Source organism: Roseivivax sp. CAU 1753, from assembly GCF_054482575.1.
Window position 1 is genome coordinate 291445 of the sequence record NZ_JBTLRF010000001.1, and the last position, 20192, is coordinate 311636.

Here is a 20192-nt window from a genome sequence, read left to right on the forward strand (position 1 = left end):
TCCGCCGATCAAGGTCTGCGCCTTTGCCGGTGTGATCCATCACATGCCGACGCTGCCGACCACGCGCCGTTTTGACGGACCAGGACGACCCTTCAGCCGGGGCATCACCGACGCGCCGCGCGCGCGTTCAGGCGTTTTCGTCGCGCGGGCAGTCCATGTCGATACGCAACTCGGAGCTTGCCTTGTCTTCGGCCCGGATCTTTACGCCCCGCACGCCCGCGGTATCGCCGATCACGGCGGCCCCGGCCTCTTTCGCAAGGTCGCGGGTGATGCGTTGCAAAAGCGCGGCGCTGTCGGCTTCGGGGGCCACGCGCGTCACGGCGCGGGTTTCCAGGTCGATCGCGTCGCCCGGTCCCAGAAGGGTCAACTGGATGTCGTGGGCGATGAAGTGATCGCTTTGCAGTTCGAGCATGTCGGGGTTGATCTCGACAATCACGCAGCCGTGGCGCCCCTGGGCCGTCAACCGCGTCCCGGCGTGGGTGGCGGTGACCGCGCTGTCCTCCATCACCCCGATGCCGAAGCGTTCGCTTTCCTCGGCGCAGGCGATGATCAGGCGGCCCAACCGGCGGCCGCTGAGGAGGTTCTGATCGACAATGCCGCCGGCAAACAGGCCGACGCCCTCCTGGATGGCCAGCCCCTGATGGCCGACATCCGACGACACGCCGTAGCGCAGCGCATCATAGGTCGACCCGCCCGCGATCATTACGCTGGGCAGCGCGGCGGCGGCACCCGAGCAGGCAATCAGCGCAGCCCCCCGGGCGTGGGCACGGGCGATGGCGCGCAGTACAGCACTTTCCTCGCCCCGATGCAGCAGGGTCTCGACCAGGCGGCTTTGATTGCCGCCGCAGATCAGGATGGTGTTGAGCGCGGCGATCCGCTCCAGCGCGTCCGCATCGCTGGCGAAATATTCGACCTTGTCGATGGTCACGCGAAGGTCCACGGCCTCGATGCCGCGACGTTTGAGAAGCCTGACATGGTCGGCGGCAGTTGCCCGCGGCTCGGACGAGGCCGCCGCCAGCACGCCGACCGGCCCGGGGCCAAGCCCGGTAAGCGCGGCGCTCAGCATTTCCTCGGCGCTGTTGAGCGGCGAAGAGCCCAGAAAGATCAGCTTCGCCTCGGGGTTCGGCGCCATCCCGAAGGTGCGGGACCGGCGCCCGAAACGGTCGGCGATCCGCGTGGCGCTGAGTTTGGACCGGTTGATCGTGCAGCGGAAGTTGATGGCCGTCATCCGCAGCCCTGTCTCGGGGGTATCGATCAGACAGCGGGTCTTGCCCTTTTCACGCTCCAGCAGGACAACCGCGTTGTGACCGGTCCGGGCATCGAAAGCCTCGACCCGGTCGGCGCAATAGACCGAGGTGTCGCCCAGCACCAGCCGCGCCAGAACATCGTAAAGCGTGTAGGCGCCAAACGCATTGCGGCGCGATCGCAAGGGCGCGCGGTAGGCCATTTCGCGTTTCAGCACTTTCCGTTTTCCGACCGCCGGATAGGCGTGGCCCGACCGCAGATCGATGTGGTCGCCGTGATCGAGGTAACTGAGGCGGAAATCCTGCCAGGTGTTGCCGCGCGGATCGATGACGGCATCGGTCAGGTCGACCGCCATCACCCCGTATTCGCCGCAGACCCGCGCCGCGGCGCCTTCGACGATCAGCGCGGTGTTTTCGTCGATGCCATAGCCCCGCGTCACGCCAAGGGCGTTCATCGCCACCACCATGCGCCCCAGCCTGCCGCGCTTGATGAAGTGCTGATCCACCATGCCAAAGCGGAAAAACCCCAGACCGCGCCCGACCAGAAGGCCCGGCTCGGCCGGGTTCTCGGTGATGCCGTGAATGACCGATTCCAGCGACGTGCCGCCCAGAAGCATCGGGTCCGACATCATCGCGGCACCGGCGCTCGATCCGGCCAGAAGCCCGCCCGCGTCCAGCATCGCATGGATGGCCTGAAGGGCAGGGGTGGTCATGCCCGGCTCGGGGCTGAGCGCGGCCAGGATGTTGGCCTGATCGCCGCCGGTGAAATAGACGCTGCCCATCCGCGCGATCTGCGCGACCAGCGCCGGATCCTGCGCCATGCGCGCCGCATTCGGCCCGTAGAGAGGTGCGACCTCGACCTCGAAGCCCTGCGCCGCAAAGGCGGCGGCGCTTTCCTCGCCCACCGCTTCGGGCTCGGACGAGGCCGTCGGGAACAAAAGGATGCGCCCGCCGGAGAGCCTGTGCATCTCGGCGTAGATCGCATCATTGTCATCCTCGAGCCGGCCACCGATCACGGCCAGCTTGCGTCCGCCTTCGGCCTTGAAGGCGGATGGCGAGGGGAATTTGCTCATGCCGCCTGCTTTCGCGCTCACGCCTCGGGGACGATGCGAACGCCGCGGTCGTCGCTGACGATCCGGTAGCCCTCGGGCACGTCGAAGCCGTCAGCCGCCACGCGCTCTTCGGCGGGCATCGGGCGGGCGGCCTCGGTCGGCTTGAAATAGATGATCTTCTTCCAGCTCCGGGTGATGCCGTCGCAGAAGATCAGCAGAAGATCGCTGGGTCGGGCCATCTCGAGCCCGGCCTGCACCGATTGCTCTTCCTGCGGGATCACCTGGATTGCCTCTTCGGGTACGCCCTTTTCCAGAAGTGCCGCCTTCAGCATCTGCGGCACCTCCTCAAGCGTGCGACCGCGCGGGTTGTCATCGCTGTGGCAGATGTAGTGGTCGAAATGACCGGCCACCTTGTGTGCAATCGCCACGATATCCTCGTCGCGCCGGTCGCCGGGGCAGGTGACACAGACGATTTTCTTGCCCGCCGGGTTCAGCCGTTCGACCAGATCGACCATCGAGCCGACCGCCGCCTCGTTGTGGCCGTAGTCGAGGATCACCCGGAAGCCGTGTTCGTCAAAGACGTTCATCCTGCCCGGACTTTGGAAGAAGCTGTTGTCGAAGGTGCGCAGGCCATTGCGGATCTGGTCGAGGCTCAGCCCCATGGCATAGGCCATCGCCGCGGTGAACATGGCGTTCTCGACATTGTGCAATGCCTTGCCCTCGAGCGTTGCCGGGATCAGATGCGTCCAGATCAGCGGCATGTGGGTGCCATGGTCGAAGATGACGATCTGATCGCCGTTCAGCCCCGCCTCGCGGACGACGGCCCGCTTGCCCAGCTTGATATGCTCGCGCACCAGCGAATTGCCGGGGTTTTGCGTGACATAGCATATATGCCTGGCTTCGGTGTGGGCGGCCATCTTCAGCGTATATTCATTGTCGGCGTTGAGAACCGCACAGTCCTTGGCAACCTCGACCACCAGCCGCTTGACCTCGGCCAACTCGTCGACCGTGTCGACCCCGCCCAGCCCCAGATGATCCGACGATACGTTCAGCACCGCGCCGACATCGCAGAACCGATAGCCGAGACCGGCCCGCACGATTCCGCCGCGCGCGGTTTCCAGCACCGCCATGTCGACGGTCGGGTCGCGCAGCACCATCGAGGCCGCCATGGGCCCGGTCATGTCGCCCCGCACGGTCACATTACCATCGATATAGACCGCGTCGGTCGATGTCTGGCCAACGGTGAAGCCCGCCATCTTCATCACATGCGCCAGCATCCGCGCGGTGGTTGTCTTGCCGTTGGTGCCGGTCAGCGCGGCAATGGGAATGCGGCTTTGGGTGCCCTCGGGAAACAGCATGTCCATCACCGCGCCGCCCACATCGCGGCCCATGCCCTCGGACGGCGCGATATGCATCCGCATGCCCGGCCCGGCGTTGATTTCGCAAATCGCCCCGCCGGTGTCGCGGTAACTTTGGGTGATGTCGGTGGTCAGGAAGTCGACGCCGCCGATATCCAGACCGACCGCGCGGATGGCCCGTTCGGCCATCAGCCGGTTGTCGGGGTGGATCACATCCGTCACGTCGATGGCGGTGCCCCCGGTCGAGAGGTTGGCGGTCTTGCGCAGATAGACCACCTCGCCAGCGGCGGGCACGCTGTGGTGGTCATAGCCTTTCTCGGCCAGCATCCGGTCCGCCGCGGCATCGAGTTCCAGCCGGGTCAGCATGTTCTCGTGGCCCTTGCCGCGGCGCGGGTCCGCGTTGACCTTGTCGACCAGCGCCGCGATCGTACTTTCACCGTCGCCCACCACATGGCCCGGCATGCGCTTGGCCGCGGCCACCAGCTTGCCGTCGACGACCAGAAGCCGGTGATCGTCGCCCGCGATCATGCTTTCGACCACCACGGCCGATCCTTCCGGCTCGGCGATCGCATAGGCCTCGATCGCGGCCTCCCTGGTTTCGACATTGACCACGACGCCGCGCCCGTGATTGCCGTCGAGCGGCTTGATGACCACCGGAAAGCCGATGCGGTCGGCAAGGTCGGCGGCATCCTCTGCGTCGCGCGCCACGCGTTGATCGGGAACCGGCAGGCCGAGGTCCGACAGGACGCGCGTGCACATTTCCTTGTCCGCGGCAATCTCGACCGCGATATGCGAGGTCTGGCTGCTCAGCGCCGCCTCGATCCGTTTCTGGTACTTGCCCTGTCCCACCTGAATCAGGCTGGCGTCGTTGAGCCGGGTCCAGGGGATGTCCCGCTGGTCGGCGGCCTGCACCAGGGCCAGCGCCGAGGGCCCGAGCGCGCGCCGGTCGGCATAATACATGAAGTCGTCCAGCGCTTCGGCCGTCTTCGCGGCGCTGGTGTCGTCGTCCGGTGCGATCAGATCGAGGATCAGGTCGCGGGCGACATCGCCCGCTTCCAGCCCGATATCGCGGGATTCGTAACCGAACAGCACCTCGACCTCATCCGCCTCGGCCGGTCGCGAAAAGGCCAGTTGCGCCGGTGCGCCGGCCTGGATTTGCAACGCCAGCGCCAGATGCGCCATCAGCTCGCCCAGATCGGTGTCCGTTCCGCTGCGCATCCTTGCCAGCACCGGCGTGCCATCCGCGGTTTCAAGCGCGGCCAGGGCAGGGACGTAATTGACCAGCGGATCCAGAATGTCGGCGTAATCCGATACCGGTCTGCCGCTGCGTTTGTGCAGATCGACGGTCAGCCGGATCAACGGCGCCTTGGAGAATATGTTCGGCCCCACATAAACCTTCGTCGCGACGATCTGCATTTCTGTCTCCCGTTTCGGTGTCCGCCGTCTCCGGGGACGTCGCGGCTGTGTCCTGTGCTTTCATTTCCCGGTCCTACCCGGGAAATAAGGGCGCGGAAAGACTTCTGCGGGCAAACCTTTCCATGGGCCGGATCGATTTTGCGACATGCCCGGAAATCAGGCGGACTGAGAAGGCGGGGACGTGTCGACCCGGCCCTGTCGTCAAGCCCTCTTGCAATGCGGAGCGATTTCCCCGACGAGAGCTTTGATCCTTTTGCACAATGGAGCAAGGTCGTGACCGAGACCGCTGACAGCCAGACACAGCCGCAAGAAGAACTTGCGCCCGAGACATCCCGCCAACCCGACCAGGTCGCGTTCGGCGCCCATGACGCAGAGCCCGCGGGGCAGCTGACGGTTCTGCGCTTCGGCACGTCCGGGGCGCGCCCGAAGGTGGTCTTGCAGGCGGGTCTGCATGCGGATGAATTGCCCGGCATGCTGGTGTTGCGTGATCTTGCGGCGCGGCTGGCCGAGGCCGAACGGCGCGGCGAGATCATCGGCGAAGTGGTGGTGGTTCCCGTCGCGAATCCGCTTGGACTGGCGCAGCAACGGTTCGGTATCCTGCAGGGACGGTTCGACGAAGCCAGCGGCGAGAATTTCAATCGCAAATATCCGGATCTGGCCGCGCTGATCCAAGACAAGCTTGTCGGCCAGCTTGGCACCGATCCCGAGGCCAATGTCGCAACGATCCGTGCCGCCATGCACGCGGCCCTGGACCGGATGCATCCCGTCACCGCCATCGACGGGTTGCGCAAGGCGCTTCTCGGCCTCGCCTGCGACGCCGACATCGTACTGGATCTGCACGCCGACAACGAGGCGCTGGTGCACCTCTATACCCTTCCGGTGTTCTGGCCCGCCGCCGAGGATCTGGCCGCGGAACTGGACGCCCGGGCGGTGCTTCTGGCGTCTGTCTCTGGCGAAAACCCGTTCGACGAGGCCTGCAGCACGCCATGGCTTGCGCTGTCCGACGCCTTTCCGGAAAGCCCGGTCCCGCCCGCGTGCATCGCCGCGACTGTCGAGTTGCGGTCCAACAATGCGGTCGAAACCGGCTTGATGGAAAGCGACGCGGCTGCGCTGATGCGGGTCCTGCAACGCCGCGGCGCAGTGGCAGGAGAGCCCGGTGCGCTGCCGCGACTGCTGTGCGACGCCACCCCGCTGGAGGCGATGCAGCAGGTCCGCGCCGGTGCCGAAGGCATCATCACCTATCACGCCCGGCTCGGTGACACGATGCGCGCCGGGGACCTGATCGCGACCATTTCAGATCCCTTGGGCGGCGATGTCGAGATCCTGGCCGAAACCGACGGCGCGCTGTTTGCCCGCCACGAGCAGCGCTATGTCTGGCCCGGCAAGGTCATCGCAAAGATCGCCGGTCAAACGCCGCTTCCGGGCCGCACAGGCAACCTTCTGACAGAGTGATGCCGGCCCAAGCCCAAGCCGGAAATTCAGCGCGAACGCGGCAAGACGGATGCCGTGTCCTGAGGTTGTCGAGCGATGCGCGACGAGTGACGTTGTACCCATCAGGTGCCCGCCTCGTGGTCGACGCCAAATAGCCCGGTTGCGGGACGTGCGGATGTTGCGTCCGTCTCGTTCGGTGATCCTGTCATCGCAGGCCAGACGGACGCGCTGACCACGTTCGCGTGCCCTGATCCGTTCTATGTCGACATGATGGAGGCAAGCGCGCGCAACTTGTCCGTTCAGAACGGCATCGTTAAGGGCACCCTCACGCAGAACGATACGCTGCGAACAACCCTGATTTCGGAAAACGGCGATGTCTATCGCGGCACGGGGCAGTTGGGTGCGCCCGGCAACTCCGTCTCCACGACCGCGGAAATACAGAACTGACGGGTAGACCTGCCCGACGTTCTGACTGTCGCCCTGTCGTCGCCTGCACAAATCGTCATGGGCGATCTGACGGGGGAAGGGCTGGGCGTAATTGATCTTGCCGCCGTGGCCGTCTTGGCGGTGCCCCTGTGGGCACTTCCCGCCGATCAGCGGTCAACCGTCGCGGCCCTGTGCGAACACCCATAACGAACTCCGCAAGAGTGCCCAACTGCCGTCCCTTCGGGGCCGGCTTTTTTAGCGCCCAAGCGGCCTTATACGTGGCTCGATTCGTTCAGGAACGTTGTATGCTTGCACGGTGATAGAGATTTCGCGGTTTGCGTCGTCCTTATGCCCGAACAAATACGTCCAGCTACTTTCGGAACGTTTGCTAACTTGCTTCTTAAAGCTGGGATGCTTCGCAGTGGATTCCTCTATCTTGGATAGGACGCCGGTAAAATCCTTGTTTCGGCTGAAAACCAAAACTGCGGCCTTCGTGTCCCGCCAACTGAGGTAAGATAGAACTTGATCCAGTGTTTCCAAATATCCCTTTTCACCCGTCCAAAACTTGCACTCGCCAATGAAGATGTTTTTCCCATCTACCTTGATTAAAATATCCGTTTTGCCTTCGTAATTGAAGGTTTCGCCGGTTGCGTCGCCGGAAAAGTGGCCGTTCAACTGCACTAGAAAATGCGTTCGCAGACTTTCTTCATCTATCTCTCGGAACGCTCCGGGGCTTTGCTCCATCACTCCAACCATGTTTTCCAAGACGGTTAAGATATGTTCGTAGTCTTGGTCAGTAAGTGTGGGTTCAGGTTTGAACGCCTGCCTAGAAGCGGTTGGCTTTGGCGTTGCAGGGCGAATTTTCCGACGCACATTGGGTGCTGCGAATGTTTCGCTTTGTCCGGGTCGAGCCTTCATCTTGAAGCCAAGCCCTGCTACCAGTGATTTGTCCTTTAGAAGCTTCTCTTTGCGTCGTTCGATGGTTTGAGTTGCAAGCGCATCTAGGCTTGCATTGTAGCCTTTGGCATCATTTTCTAGCCAGCCGATGTGCTCAGTTAGAGCGGAGATTCTACGCTCGATTTCGCGACGCACGCTATCTTCGGTAAGATCAGTTCCAACTATCGAAAATTTCAGCACGTTACCCGCAACATTAGCGCGGGGCTTTCCCGTACTCCATGTTGTCGGCTGGATGTCAAACCCAACTTTGTTACCACTGTAAGGTATTTCAACGTCCAACGATGTTCCCGCCATGTGATATGGGCGCGACCGGTCATGTATCATACGGTTTTGATCTTGGCTGACGTCAATCTGCGTCTCGCGTTGATCCACAACCAATTCGTCGGGGTAGATAGTTGGGGCGTCGAAAACGTATTTATCGACATAGTAGCGCGCCAAATCTGTTGTGGAAGTGTTCAGCAGTTCGTCGCCGTCCATTCCTTCGATTGCGGCTACTAGTTGTTTCTTCCAGCCGTCCTGCGTGGCGTGCCATTCGTCCTTATTAAACAGAAGGTCGTTGGGTGCAGAATTGTAGCCTCGCATCTCAAACTCGCATTGTGTGTGAACTTTCATCGCGCACTATATGTTGATATGCGCAAAATGCCAACGCACCGAACAACAACACAGCGGCCTATTTGACCGCTCGAAATTTGTATGTAGGTTGTTAGTATATTTTATGGCTTGCCAATTTCCTCAATGAAATCAAGGATGATTGGCTCCGGCGGTAGGGATCGAACCTACGACCAATTGATTAACAGTCAACTGCTCTACCGCTGAGCTACGCCGGACCACCTGGGCGATATAGCAAGTGCGATTCCGGGCGTCCAGAGGGGTTGGCGGAAAAAGTTGGGGCGGGCTCAGGAAAGCGCGAAAACCGCGCGGGCGCTCAGCCGCCCTTCCGGGGCAACGATGGATTTTGCATGAAGATCAATAAGGTGCGCGAGGACATTGCGTGTCGCCGCAGGGATCATCGCGGGCGGAATGTCGGTGTAGATACGCCGCGCCAGCGCTTCGGGCGTGCCGGGGCGGATCGCGAGGGCGGCGAGGATCTGCGCCTCGCGTGTCAAACGGTGGGTTCGCAGCGCCTCGAGACGCGCGTTCGGGGCCTCGATTGCCGCGCCGTGCCCGGAATGAAAGGTGCGCCAGTCCCGCTCTGCCAGGCGCGCGAGGGACGCCATGAAATCCGTGAGGTCGCCGTCGGGCGGCGAGACCAGCGAGGTCGACCAGCCCATCACCAGATCGCCGACAAACAGCGTGTCCTCCCAGGCAAAGCCCAGGTGATTGCCGGTATGTCCGGGGGTGTGCAGCGCCGTGACCTCCCAGTCGGCCGCGCCGATCCGGTCGCCATCCGCCAGCAGCACGTCGGGCACAAACCCCGTGTCCTGGCCTTCACCGCCGCCCACCTCGCCGTCGGCTGCCAGCTTCTGCATCATCGCGCTGCGCCCGGCCTCGGCATCGCCGAAGGCATAGACCTCGGCCCCCGTCACGGCCTTGAGGCGCCCCACCAGGGCCGTGTGATCGAGATGCGCGTGGGTGACGAGGATATGGCTGATCTCGGCGCCCTTGGGCAGGGCGGACAGGATCGCGGCCAGATGCGCCGGATCGTCGGGGCCGGGGTCGATGACCGCCACCTGACGGTCGCCCAGAAGATAGGTGTTGGTGCCCGCTTGGGTCATCGGCGAGGGGTTGGGCGCCAGCACGCGGCGCAGGCGCGGGGCGAGGGTCTCGGGCGTGCCGTGGGGCCCATGTGATCTGGTGGAACTGGAATGGCTGGTCGGCGTGAGGGGATCGGCCAAGAAGGGCTCCTTTCGCGATGGCAGAGGCGCGCGTGCTGCGATAGCAATAGCCATGTCTTTCGATTGGCTCAAACGCTACATGCCGCGCGGGATCTACGGACGGGCCTTCCTGATCCTGATCCTGCCCGTGGTCACGTTGCAGCTGGTCGTCTCGGTGGTGTTCATCCAGCGCCATTTCGAAGGGGTGACCCGCCAGATGACAACCGAGGTGGCGCAGGCGCTGAACGTCGCGCTGGCGATCAAGAGCACCTTCAACGAGGTGCTGCTCGATTTCGATGTCACCGAGGTTGCCGAAGACGCGGTCCCGACCGAGACCGACCGCCGGTGGTTCGACCTCTCGGCCCTTGTGGTGCTAAGCACGCTGGCCGAAGAGGTGCCCGGCTACATGCAGGCCCGCGTGCCGAACGACGGCGATGTCTACGTCTACGTGCGGCGCAACGAAGCCATTCTCGAGGTGCGGTTCGACCGGGACCGGGCGTCGGCGTCGAACCCGCACCAGTTGCTGGTCAACATGATCCTCTTCGGTGTGTTGATGACCGCGATCGCCTTTCTCTATTTGCGCAATCAGCTGCGCCCGATCACGCGGCTGGCGGACGCCGCCGAGGCGTTCGGGCGCGGCCGGCACATACCCTACAGCCCGGGGGGCGCGCTCGAGGTGCGAACGGCGGGGCATGCCTTTCTCGACATGCGGACCCGGATCGAACGGCAGATCGAACAGCGCACCATGATGCTGTCGGGGGTCAGCCACGACCTGCGGACCCCGCTGACACGGCTGAAGCTGGGTCTGGCGCTGCTGGACGACGCGGACCGTGAACCGCTCGAGGGCGATGTCGTCGAGATGGAGCGGCTGATCGATGCCTTCCTCGATTTTGCCCGTGACAATGCCGATGCGGGCGCGGTCGAGGAGGTTGATCCCGTGGCGCTGGCGACGCGCGTGGTCGAGGATGCGGCGCGCGCGGGCAACGCCGTGACGATGGGTCTGGTCGAGGGCAGCGGCACGGTGCTTATCCGTCCGGTGGCGATGCGGCGCGCGCTCGAGAACCTGATCGGCAATGCCATCCGGTACGGCGATCGCTGCGAGGTGTCGGTCAGCGTCACGAAGAACGCGCTGCGGTTCCGGGTCGAGGATGCGGGCCCCGGCATCGCGGCGGACCGACGCGAGGATGCCATACGCCCCTTTGTGCGGCTCGACCCGGCGCGCAACCAGAACCGGGGCTCGGGCGTCGGGCTGGGTCTGGCCATCGCCGCCGACATCGCGCGCGCCCACGGCGGCGTGCTGCGGCTGGGCGAAAGCACCACCCTGGGCGGGTTGCAGGCGGATATCGTCATCGCGCGCTGACTGCGCTGACTGGCTAAAGCTTTAGCCAATAGTCGGATTTCCTTGCGAAGTCGGGCCAGTTTCTGCCGCGATTGACGGGCTTAACAGGGGCATGTTCAGCTCAGGAGATACCCCGATGAAAGCTCTCGTCCTTTTGACCGCAGCCGCGTTGTCCTTGCCAATGGTCGCCAGCGCGCAACAACAGACCACGGTCTTCATTTCGACCCAGGGCCATTCGGCCGATGCACCGCCCGCGGGGTTCCAGGGCCAGTGGTTCACCACCAGCGACGGCTGCACCTACAGCCGCACCCAGGCGCCGGGCTATCCGGTGCAGTGGATCATCGTGCTGAACCCGCGCCACATCGGTCAGCCCAATGCCCACCGCGGTTGCAAGCCCATGATCTGAGGGAAGGGCCGGGGGGCCGGGGTCAGGACTGTCCGGTCAGGGCCGCATCGCTCAGGAATGTGCCCAGGCGCGCCAGGTCGAGCGGTTTCAGCATCCGCTCGACGCCAAGCGCCGCACAGGCGTCCCGCACGGCATCAGAGCGGTCCGCGGTCGTGACAACGGCGGGCCGTGGGCCGTAGCGTTTGGTCAGCATCTGCAACAACGCGCGTCCGGTGGGACCAAGCCCGTTTTGCTGATCGAGGATCAACGCATCCGGCCCGATATCGAGGTCATCCAGCAGGTCAACCGCGTCCGAACCGCTGTCGGCGACGATGACACTGCCACCCCAGCTTTCGATCAGCACCTGGATGGCACGGCGCAATTCCGGATCGCTCTCGACCAGAAGCACGATCAGGCCGCTGTGTTCCAGATCGGGGCGCCGCGCGCCGGTCTGTCGGCGCTGGCCGGCCGCGCTGCGGTTGGCAATCGGTACCGAGACGCGGAAACACGCGCCGCGGCCGGGCTCTGACCAGACGCCCAGCGGATGGCCAAGGCGGGCGCAGGCGCGCTCCACGATGGCGAGCCCAAGGCCCAGCCCGTCGTTGCGGCTGGCATGCCGGTCAAGCCTTTGAAATTCCTCGAAGATCGCGTCCTGATCCTCTTCGGCGATGCCGGGTCCGGTGTCCCAGACTTCGATCCGGGCGGAATTGCCATGCCGACGCACACCCACCAGAACGCGGCCCCGGTCCGTATAGCGGATCGCGTTGCCGACAAGGTTCTGGATCACGCGGCGCAGGTAGGCGGGATCGCTGGTGACGATGGCGTCGCAGGGCACGAAGGTCAGGCCAAGGCCCTTTTCCGCGGCCAGAACTTCCATTTCGTCGCGCAACGGGTCGAGGATTTCTGACAGCGCCACGGGGCGGATGTCGAACCGCATCCGGTCGCTGTCGAGTTTCGAGATGTCGAGCAACGCGTCGATCAGGCCGACGGCGCTTTTGATCGCCGATCCGGCCTTGGCCAGGATGCGCCGGTCGGCGTCGTCGCCCAGCTTGTCACTGAGCGAGGCGATGAACAGCTCGGCCGCGGACAGGGGTTGCAACAGGTCGTGCGACGCCGCCGCCACGAACCGGTTCTTCGACGCATTGGCCCGCTCGGCGGCGCCAAGCGCATCTTCCAGTTCCAGCGTGCGGGCCATCACGCGCTGTTCCAGCATTTCGTTGGCTTCGGACAGGCGCTGTCCGGCCTCGCGTTCGGCAGTAACGTCGGTGACCGAGATCAGAAAGCCGCCATCCGGCATGCCGCGACCGAAGACGTGCAGGATGTCGCGCCCGCCATGGCGCACCTCGAAGGCGATGGGCGCGATCTGGCCCCGGGTTTCGGCCCAATGACGAAAATCGGTGCGGTCAACCGCGCCGAGAAACACAAAGCCCTGGCTCAACTGGCTCAGGATCGCCTGGAAGGTCACGCCCAGTTGCATCATCCGGGCGGGCACGGCCAGCAGTGCGCCAATCTTCCGGTTCCAGCCCAACAGCCGTCCGGCCTCGTCGAAGATCGCTACGCCCTGATTGAGGTGGTCCAGCGTGGCCTGGATCATCCGCGTCTGCGCGCTTTCAAGCCGCGCGCGTTCCTGCCGCTCGATGCGGACAAGGTCGGTCACATCGGTCTGCAGCACCACGGTGCCGCCCTTGCCGGTGCGCTGTTCGGACACCTGCAGCCAGCGGTCCTGCGTCAATTCGACGTTGAACATCACGTTGCGGTCCTGATGACGCATGATGCGCCGGGCGCGCCACAGCTCTCGGCTGGCGTCATCGGGCAGGGCAAGATAGCTGCTCTGCGCGATCCGGTCGATATAGCCGTCAAACCGCATGTCGGGCGCAAGATGCGGGGCGACATCGCGAAAATCGCGGCAGAAGCGCGAATTGAACATCACCAGCCGGTCCTGCGGATCAAAGAGCGCAAAGCCCTCCTTCACGGTCTCGATGGCGTCGGCCAGATCCCGGCGGGCGTCCTCGGCTTCGGCGATGGCGCGCGCCAGCTGGGCATTGGATTCCTGCAAAAGGTCGAGCGTGCGCTCCAGCTCTCCGGTGCGCTGTCGGACACGTTTTTCCAGCAGCGCCGCGCGTTCGAACTGGGCATAGGCGGCGCCGGATTGGGCGGTCTGGTTCTCGATCCGGCGCATCAGCGCATCGGCGATGTGCAGCAGCTTCTCGTTCTGCCGTTCGATCGAATCCGTCGGGTTGAGCAGCGAGGAGGAACTCATCGGGCGCTCGTATCGGGGGCAGGGGCGTAGAAGGCGACCCCGGTCAGGGTCTGGTTCACGTGCAAGGCCCCGAATTGTTCGCCATAGGTCGAATAACCGGTGACATTGTGGCGCTTGAGGATCTCCGAGATCTCGCGTGTCTGCTGGCTTTGCTGCGCCTCGATGCGCCGCAGGATGCAATCGCAGGCAAGGATCTGCACCGGCGGGCCATCTGCCGCCATCGCGGTGAATTGCCGGTCGAGGTGGCGGGCGATGTCGGCATGTTCGGCAAGCGTCAGCACCATGCCTTCGTTGATCGCCGAAAAGAACACCAGCTCGCCCGCCGCGTTGACCCGCTGGATCGCGCGCACATGGTGGCTGTCGCCAAGACGCACAACCACCGGGTGCGCGGCGAAGATGAACGGATCGAGCTGGGTCGGATCCTTGCCCAGAAGGCGCGCGTATTCCTGTGCGGCGGGTTCGGCGTTGATCTCGGTGACGACGCGGTCGTCGGGCCGCGCGCCGGTCACCACCATGCGCGTTTCGGTCGGGGTCAGATGGTCGATGGTAAAGACCCTGACCGGCAGCCGGCACCGGATCAACGCGACCACGGCGACGTTCCGGCGGGGTATGCCATCGCAGGCAACCCGTGTCTGTTCAAAGCGTACACCGTCCCCCGCCGAGCCGCCGAACAGCGGCATCGCGCCCAGCCCGGTCGCCAGCATCGAAGTCACGTGCTCTTCGCGCAAGGACAGACCGTCGATCATCAGAAAGGCGAATTCCGACCAGCCTTGCGGGGCCGCCTCGGTCAACTCCGTCCGGGTCTGGATGACCTGGTCGATCAGGGTCTGCGCCACCACCTCGGTGACATCGGGCACCGTGACCAGGCGGACGGTGAAGTCCTGCGCCGGAAAGGCGGTGGCGACGATCTGGCCGTCCTCATAGCCCGCGCGCCCGATCTCGCCCGCGGTGGTGCAGGCCATGACCTGCGCGCCGCCAAAGCGGGTTCGGATGCCGTTTAGCACTTGCGAAAAATCCGCCTCGGGGGTGATGAACAGGCAAATCAGCGCAAACGGGCCGGGACCCAGCGCATCCGCGATCTGCCCGGCGGCATCCGGCGCACATCCGTAGACCTGCGCGGTGCGCAGAACTGTCTGACCCCGCGCCGAAGCGCGGTCCGGGCTGTCGAGTGCGCCGTCCAAAGCGGTAAATTTCCTTCCCCTGCGATGCAGGTTAGGAGGTCTGCTCGCCGCTTGGCAAGACCTTCGCGAAGCTGGCCTCTTGCGCGATGAGAACCGCCTGCGTCCGGCTGTGGACGCCCAGCTTGCGCATGATCGCGGTCACATGGGCCTTGACCGTGGTCTCGGCGATCGACAGCTCATAGGCGATCTGCTTGTTCAGCCGCCCCTCGCAGATCAGCGACAGGATGCGGGATTGCTGGTTGGTCAGCGTCGAGAGCCGTTCCACCGCATCCGCGGGGGCCGAACCCGATTGACCGCCCTCGGGGTCGATATAGCCTTCGGGCACAAAATCCCGCCCCTGGGTCATTGCCTCGTAGGCTTTGGCGAAGACCGCCCGTTGCGAATGCTTGGGCACAAAGCCGTCGGCACCGGCCTTCAGCGCGTGGCTGACCATCCGGTTGTCCGACATCGACGACGCGATCAGGATCGCCGCGTCCGGGGCCGCCTTGCGCAGCCGGACCAGCCCGTCCAGCCCGTTCACATCCGGCAGATTGAGGTCGAGCACCACGAAGTCGACCGCGCTGTTGTCGATCACCTCGAGCGCCTGTGCCAGCGTGCCTGCCGTTGCCACGGATGCGAAGTCGTTGATCGAATGCAGCGTCAGCGTCAACGCATCGCAGAACAGCGGGTGGTCGTCGACCACAAGGGCGCTGGAAAAACGCCGGGCCTCAGTGCTTCGGGCATCCGTGTTTCGGGCGACTGGGGTCATGGCGGGCTCGGTCCTGGCTGGTTCGGGAACACGTCAAAAAGCCTACGCCAAGCCCGGTCGCCGCGTCACTTGCCCAAAGGTCTTACCCGCAGCCTGCGCTCAGCGTGCCATCCAGCCCCTGCCGCGCGTGTTCCTAGCGCTCCGGCAGCAGTCCGCGTGGGCTGAACCGCAACACCAGAAGCAGGATCAGCCCCATGGTCAGCAGCCGCATGTGCTGCACGCTTTCGATCAGATGCGCTTTCAACGCGCCCTCCGACATGCCCGCGGTCACGATCCCCATCAAGGCCTGGCCCAGCGGTTCGACCTGAACCCAGGCGAACCAGATGACGAAGCCACCAAGCACCGCGCCCAGATTGTTGCCCGAGCCGCCGACGATCACCATCACCCAGATCAGGAAGGTATAGCGCAACGGTTGATACGACGTCGGGGTCAGCTGTCCGTCGAGGGTCGTCATCATTGCACCGGCGATGCCGCAGATCGCCGATCCGAGGATAAAGACCTGCAGATGCCGGCCGGTGACGTCCTTGCCCATGGCGCGGGCGGCGGTCTCGTTGTCGCGAATGGCGCGCATCATCCGGCCCCACGGGCTTTTCAGCGCAAGCTGCGCGAGGATCAGAACCAGCACCAGCACGACGGTAAAGAGCACCGAATAGCCAAGCTTGACCCAAAGCGTCGACGCCATGGTCGGCTCGAGGCCGAACTCGGCCGCGCGGGCGACGAAATCGGGGTTCTGCTGCAGGTCGACCTCGTAGGGCACGGGCCGCGGCAGACCGTTGACGTTCTTCACGCCCCGGGCCAGCCAGTCCTCGTTCTTCATGACCGCAATGACGATCTCGGCGATACCCAGCGTGGCAATGGCCAGATAGTCCGAGCGCAGGCCAAGTGCCGTCTTGCCGATGATCCAGGCCGCCCCCGCCGCCAGAAGCCCGCCCACGGGCCAGGCGATCAGCACCGGCAGGCCCAGTCCGCCCAGATAGCCCGAGGTGGCGGCATCCACCGCCTCGACCGCCTCGACACCGGCGTCGAACACGTATCGGAAGGCAAAGAACCCCACGATCAGAAGTCCCGCGACGATCCAGCCCCGGGTCTTGCCGTGCAGGCGCTTCCAGACCACGGTCGCCGCCACCAGCGTCGCCGCGCCAAGCGCCAGCCCGAGCAGGATGCGCACGCCGCCTGCCGCCCATGCCGCCCCAACCGGTGGCATCGAGGTCAGCACCACCGCAAGACCGCCCAGCGCCACAAACCCCATGACACCGACGTTGAAGAGCCCCGCAAAGCCCCATTGCAGGTTCACCCCCAAGGCCATGATCGCGCTGATCAGCCCCATGTTGAGGATCAGCAGCGCCGAGTTCCAGCTCTGCACCAGGCCGGTGCCAAGGATCAGCACCGCGACAAGCGCAAACAGACCGGTGGCGCGCAAAGTATCGTTCATACCGATTTCCCCCGGAACAGACCCGTCGGTCGGAAGAGAAGCACGATCACGAGGATCACGAAGCTGACCGCGAACTTGTAATCCGTGGACAGCAACTGCACGAGCCCGTCTGGTTCCAGGCTTTCGGGCAGAGAATATTCCAGCACCTTCTTCCAGGCATAGGTGATCCCGACCTCGGAAAAGGCGATGACGAAGCCGCCCGCGATCGCCCCCAGCGGCGAGCCCAGCCCGCCGACGATGGCCGAGGCGAAAATCGGCAGCAGCAGCTGGAAATAGGTGAAGGCCTTATAACTCTTGTCGAGCCCGTAGAGCACACCCGCGATGGTCGCCAGCGCCGCGACGATCAGCCAGGTCACGCGCACAACCCGCTCGGGGTCGATGCCCGACAGCAGCGCCAGATCCTCGTTGTCGGAATAGGCGCGCATGGACTTGCCGGTCCGCGTGCGGTTCAGGAACCAGAACAGCGCGACCACCACGATAAGTGCCGTGATCACCGTCAGACCCTGCGTGGTGCGGATCGCCAGCCCTTCGTCGAGCCCGGTCATCTCCTTGAAATCGCGCGCGGATATGAGAAACCGCTCGCCATCGGCAAAGCGGTAGTCATCGGGTCCGAGAACCAGCCGCGTGATGCCGTTATAGATGAACATCACCCCGATCGACACGATCACGAGGATCACCGGCATCACCTTCTGCGCCCGGTAGAACCGGTACACGACGCGGTCGGTGAACAGGATCAGCGCCGCACAGCCGGCAATACCCGCCGGGATCGCCAGCAGCGCGGTCGGCAGCGGCCCGAGCGACACGCCCATGGATTGCAGCCCCCAGGTCGCCAGGATCGTGATCATGGTGCCGAACGCCATGGTGTCGCCATGGGCGAAGTTGGAAAACCGCAGGATGCCGTAAACCAGAGTGACCCCGAGCGCCCCGATGGCAAGCTGGCTGCCATAGGCGATGGCCGGGATCAGAACGAAGTTCGACAGCGCCACGATGGCGTTGAGCAGATCCATTAGTCGCAAGCCCCCAGATAAGAAACGGACATCGGCCCATCGGCGAAATGCCGGGTGTAGCGCGCCGCCTCTGCGGTGATCGTCAGCAGAAACCGCGCCTCGATCTTCCCGCCCGACAGCGACAGCACGCCATTCTCGAACGCCCCGAGCGCATCTTCGTCGCCGGTCATGTCGGACAGGCTGACCGCCGCCATCATCCGGGCCTCGTCAAGACCGCCCGCGTGCCCGGTCAGGGCAACCTCGTAGTCGGTCGGCTGGCATTCCTCGTCATCCAGACATTCCACGTCGAAGCGGCAAGAGAGGTTGATCGCGCGCTGCACCGGCGCATCCGAGATCCCCATCATTTCTTCCACCGGGCCGTCCATGTGGTCGTCGCCATGCCCATCCTCTGCATGCGCCTCGGCCATCGCCAGAGCGGGGGCCAGGATCAGCGCGGCGACAAGCCCCCTTTCCATTTTCCAAATACGCATGCGCTGCCCCATCCGCCCGCTCATCCGCCGAGGAAAGAGCGCCGGACCTCGGGGTCCGCCAAAAGCTCTTTGCCGGTGCCGGTATGGGCGTTGCGACCCTGGACCAGAACATATCCCTTGTTCGCGATTTCAAGGGCTTGCCGGGCGTTCTGCTCGACCATCAGGATCGGGATGCCGGTGCGGGCGACCTCGATGATCCGGTCGAACAGCTCGTCCATCACGATCGGGCTGACCCCGGCGGTCGGCTCGTCGAGCATCAGCACCTTCGGCTTGGTCATCAGCGCGCGGCCCACCGCGACCTGCTGGCGTTGACCGCCCGACAATTCCCCGGCGGCCTGGCGGCGCTTTTCCTTCAGGATGGGGAACAGGTCATAGACCTGCGCCATGGTGTCGGAAATATCGTCCTCGCGGATGAAGGCCCCCATCTCGAGGTTTTCCTCGACCGTCATGGAGGTGAAGATGTTGTGGGTCTGCGGTACGAAGCCCATGCCCTTCAACACCCGGTCCTGCGGCGACAGCGCGGTGATGTCCTCGCCATCGAGCCGCACCGACCCGGTGTGGATGTTCAGCATCCCGAAGACCGCCTTCATCGCCGTCGACTTGCCGGCCCCGTTCGGCCCGACAATGACCGCGATCTCGCCGGGATCCACCGCGATGGTGCACCCATGCAGGATATCGGCACCCTTGCCGTAGCCACCGGTCATGTTGTCGCCGATCAGGAACGGGCCGTCCGGGGCAGGGCGGGCCTTGCCGCCCTTCTTGACCGGATGCGCGGAGGACGGCGCGGTCTCTGGTCCCAGCGACCGGTCCTTGTTGCCGCGCGCGGAATAGGGATCGCTCATGTGCCCGCTCCCTTGTGCTTGAGCCCGGTGCCGAGATAGGCGTCGATGACCGCCTCGTCGGCCTTGATCTCTTCGATCGTGCCATGCGCCAGCACCTTGCCCTCGGCCATGACGATGACCGGGTCGCACAGCCTGCCGATGAATTCCATGTCATGCTCGATCATGCAGAACGTGTAGCCGCGTTCTTCATTCAAACGTTTGATTGCGTCGCCTATGGTATTGAGAAGGGTGCGATTTACCCCGGCACCGACCTCGTCCAGAAAGACAACCTTGGCGTCGACCATCATCGTGCGGCCCAGCTCCAGAAGCTTTTTCTGCCCGCCCGAGAGGTTCCCGGCCTTTTCGTCTTTCAGATGCGATATTGTAAGAAATTCAAGAACTTCATCGGCTTTCTTCAGGAGTTCCCGTTCTTCCTGCGCGATCCGCCCGCGTCCGAACCAGGCGTTCCAGAGCGTTTCGCCCGATTGCGCGCCCGGCACCATCATCAGGTTCTCGCGGCACGACATGGATGAGAACTCATGGGCAATCTGGAAGGTCCGCAGCAGGCCCTTGTGGAACAACTCGTGCGGCGGCAACCCGGTGATATCCTCGCCGTCCATGAAGACCTTGCCGCTGGTCGGCGGCAACGCCCCGGCGATCACGTTGAACAGCGTCGACTTGCCCGCGCCGTTCGGTCCCACGAGACCGGTGATCGAACCGGTGGCAATTTCGATCGAAGCTCCGTCAACAGCACGGAATCCGCCGAAATGGCGGTGAAGGTTCTCGACCCGGATCACTGTTATATCCCTTCCTGCCCCGGTTTCTTTGACCGGATGGCGGCGTCGTTCTGG

16 protein-coding genes and 1 tRNA gene are annotated in these 20192 nt (G+C 64.2%); 4 read left to right on the forward strand and 13 right to left on the reverse strand.

Annotated features, from left to right (window positions below):
- Positions 1 to 127: 127 nt before the first annotated feature.
- Positions 128 to 2317 (reverse strand): cyanophycinase, encoded by a 2190-nt coding sequence (locus ACXYMN_RS01335; RefSeq protein WP_459011581.1) that lies wholly within the window; start codon positions 2315 to 2317, stop codon positions 128 to 130.
- Between the two features lie 17 nt (positions 2318 to 2334).
- Positions 2335 to 5070 carry a cyanophycin synthetase gene (gene cphA, locus ACXYMN_RS01340; RefSeq protein WP_459011582.1) on the reverse strand — a complete coding sequence of 912 codons (2736 nt, stop codon included), beginning with the start codon at positions 5068 to 5070 and terminating at the stop codon, positions 2335 to 2337.
- 273 nt (positions 5071 to 5343) lie between these two features.
- Between cphA and ACXYMN_RS01345 the strand changes: the two genes are divergently transcribed.
- Complete coding sequence (locus ACXYMN_RS01345; protein WP_459011583.1) at positions 5344 to 6522, forward strand: succinylglutamate desuccinylase/aspartoacylase family protein; 1179 nt, start codon at positions 5344 to 5346, stop codon at positions 6520 to 6522.
- Between the two features lie 105 nt (positions 6523 to 6627).
- Entirely contained in the window at positions 6628 to 6948 is a 321-nt protein-coding gene (locus ACXYMN_RS01350) for a hypothetical protein (protein ID WP_459011584.1), read from the forward strand.
- A 234-nt stretch (positions 6949 to 7182) separates the two neighbouring features.
- On the opposite strand, the gene ACXYMN_RS01355 is transcribed toward ACXYMN_RS01350, so the two are convergent.
- The 3 genes from ACXYMN_RS01355 to ACXYMN_RS01365 form a co-directional block, all read right to left on the reverse strand.
- A complete protein-coding gene (locus tag ACXYMN_RS01355; RefSeq protein ID WP_459011585.1) occupies positions 7183 to 8496 on the reverse strand; it encodes a hypothetical protein in 1314 nt (437 codons plus the stop codon).
- 140 nt (positions 8497 to 8636) lie between these two features.
- Positions 8637 to 8711: transfer RNA gene (locus ACXYMN_RS01360), tRNA-Asn, on the reverse strand.
- A 69-nt stretch (positions 8712 to 8780) separates the two neighbouring features.
- Positions 8781 to 9719, reverse strand: coding sequence for an MBL fold metallo-hydrolase (locus ACXYMN_RS01365; RefSeq protein ID WP_459011586.1), 939 nt, complete (start codon positions 9717 to 9719; stop codon positions 8781 to 8783).
- A 52-nt stretch (positions 9720 to 9771) separates the two neighbouring features.
- On the opposite strand from ACXYMN_RS01365, the gene ACXYMN_RS01370 reads away from it, so the two are divergent.
- The gene (locus ACXYMN_RS01370) at positions 9772 to 11058 is read left to right on the forward strand and encodes an ATP-binding protein (protein ID WP_459011587.1); all 1287 of its coding nucleotides are present in this window, start codon (positions 9772 to 9774) and stop codon (positions 11056 to 11058) included.
- Between the two features lie 115 nt (positions 11059 to 11173).
- Positions 11174 to 11443 carry a hypothetical protein gene (locus tag ACXYMN_RS01375; protein WP_459011588.1) on the forward strand — a complete coding sequence of 90 codons (270 nt, stop codon included), beginning with the start codon at positions 11174 to 11176 and terminating at the stop codon, positions 11441 to 11443.
- A gap of 22 nt (positions 11444 to 11465) precedes the next feature.
- Here ACXYMN_RS01375 and ACXYMN_RS01380 read toward each other — a convergent pair whose 3' ends face one another.
- The 8 genes from ACXYMN_RS01380 to ACXYMN_RS01415 all read right to left on the reverse strand — a co-directional run bounded on the left by ACXYMN_RS01380 (position 11466) and on the right by ACXYMN_RS01415 (position 20138).
- The gene (locus tag ACXYMN_RS01380; protein WP_459011589.1) at positions 11466 to 13682 is read right to left on the reverse strand and encodes a hybrid sensor histidine kinase/response regulator; all 2217 of its coding nucleotides are present in this window, start codon (positions 13680 to 13682) and stop codon (positions 11466 to 11468) included.
- Positions 13679 to 14863 (reverse strand): FIST N-terminal domain-containing protein, encoded by a 1185-nt coding sequence (locus tag ACXYMN_RS01385; RefSeq protein WP_459011590.1) that lies wholly within the window; start codon positions 14861 to 14863, stop codon positions 13679 to 13681. The genes ACXYMN_RS01380 and ACXYMN_RS01385 overlap by 4 nt, the downstream gene beginning before the upstream one ends.
- 31 nt (positions 14864 to 14894) lie before the next feature.
- Entirely contained in the window at positions 14895 to 15611 is a 717-nt protein-coding gene (locus ACXYMN_RS01390) for a response regulator (RefSeq protein ID WP_459011591.1), read from the reverse strand.
- Between the two features lie 133 nt (positions 15612 to 15744).
- Entirely contained in the window at positions 15745 to 17043 is a 1299-nt protein-coding gene (locus tag ACXYMN_RS01395; RefSeq protein WP_459011592.1) for a branched-chain amino acid ABC transporter permease, read from the reverse strand.
- On the reverse strand, positions 17040 to 18050 hold the full coding sequence (locus ACXYMN_RS01400; RefSeq protein WP_459011593.1) for a branched-chain amino acid ABC transporter permease: 1011 nt from the start codon (positions 18048 to 18050) through the stop codon (positions 17040 to 17042). The genes ACXYMN_RS01395 and ACXYMN_RS01400 overlap by 4 nt, the downstream gene beginning before the upstream one ends.
- Entirely contained in the window at positions 18050 to 18520 is a 471-nt protein-coding gene (locus ACXYMN_RS01405; RefSeq protein ID WP_459011594.1) for a hypothetical protein, read from the reverse strand. Before ACXYMN_RS01405 ends, ACXYMN_RS01400 begins: the two co-directional genes overlap by 1 nt.
- Before the next feature lie 20 nt (positions 18521 to 18540).
- Positions 18541 to 19362 (reverse strand): ABC transporter ATP-binding protein, encoded by an 822-nt coding sequence (locus tag ACXYMN_RS01410; RefSeq protein ID WP_459011595.1) that lies wholly within the window; start codon positions 19360 to 19362, stop codon positions 18541 to 18543.
- Positions 19359 to 20138 (reverse strand): ABC transporter ATP-binding protein, encoded by a 780-nt coding sequence (locus ACXYMN_RS01415; protein ID WP_459011596.1) that lies wholly within the window; start codon positions 20136 to 20138, stop codon positions 19359 to 19361. Before ACXYMN_RS01415 ends, ACXYMN_RS01410 begins: the two co-directional genes overlap by 4 nt.
- Between the last annotated feature and the right edge of the window lie 54 nt (positions 20139 to 20192).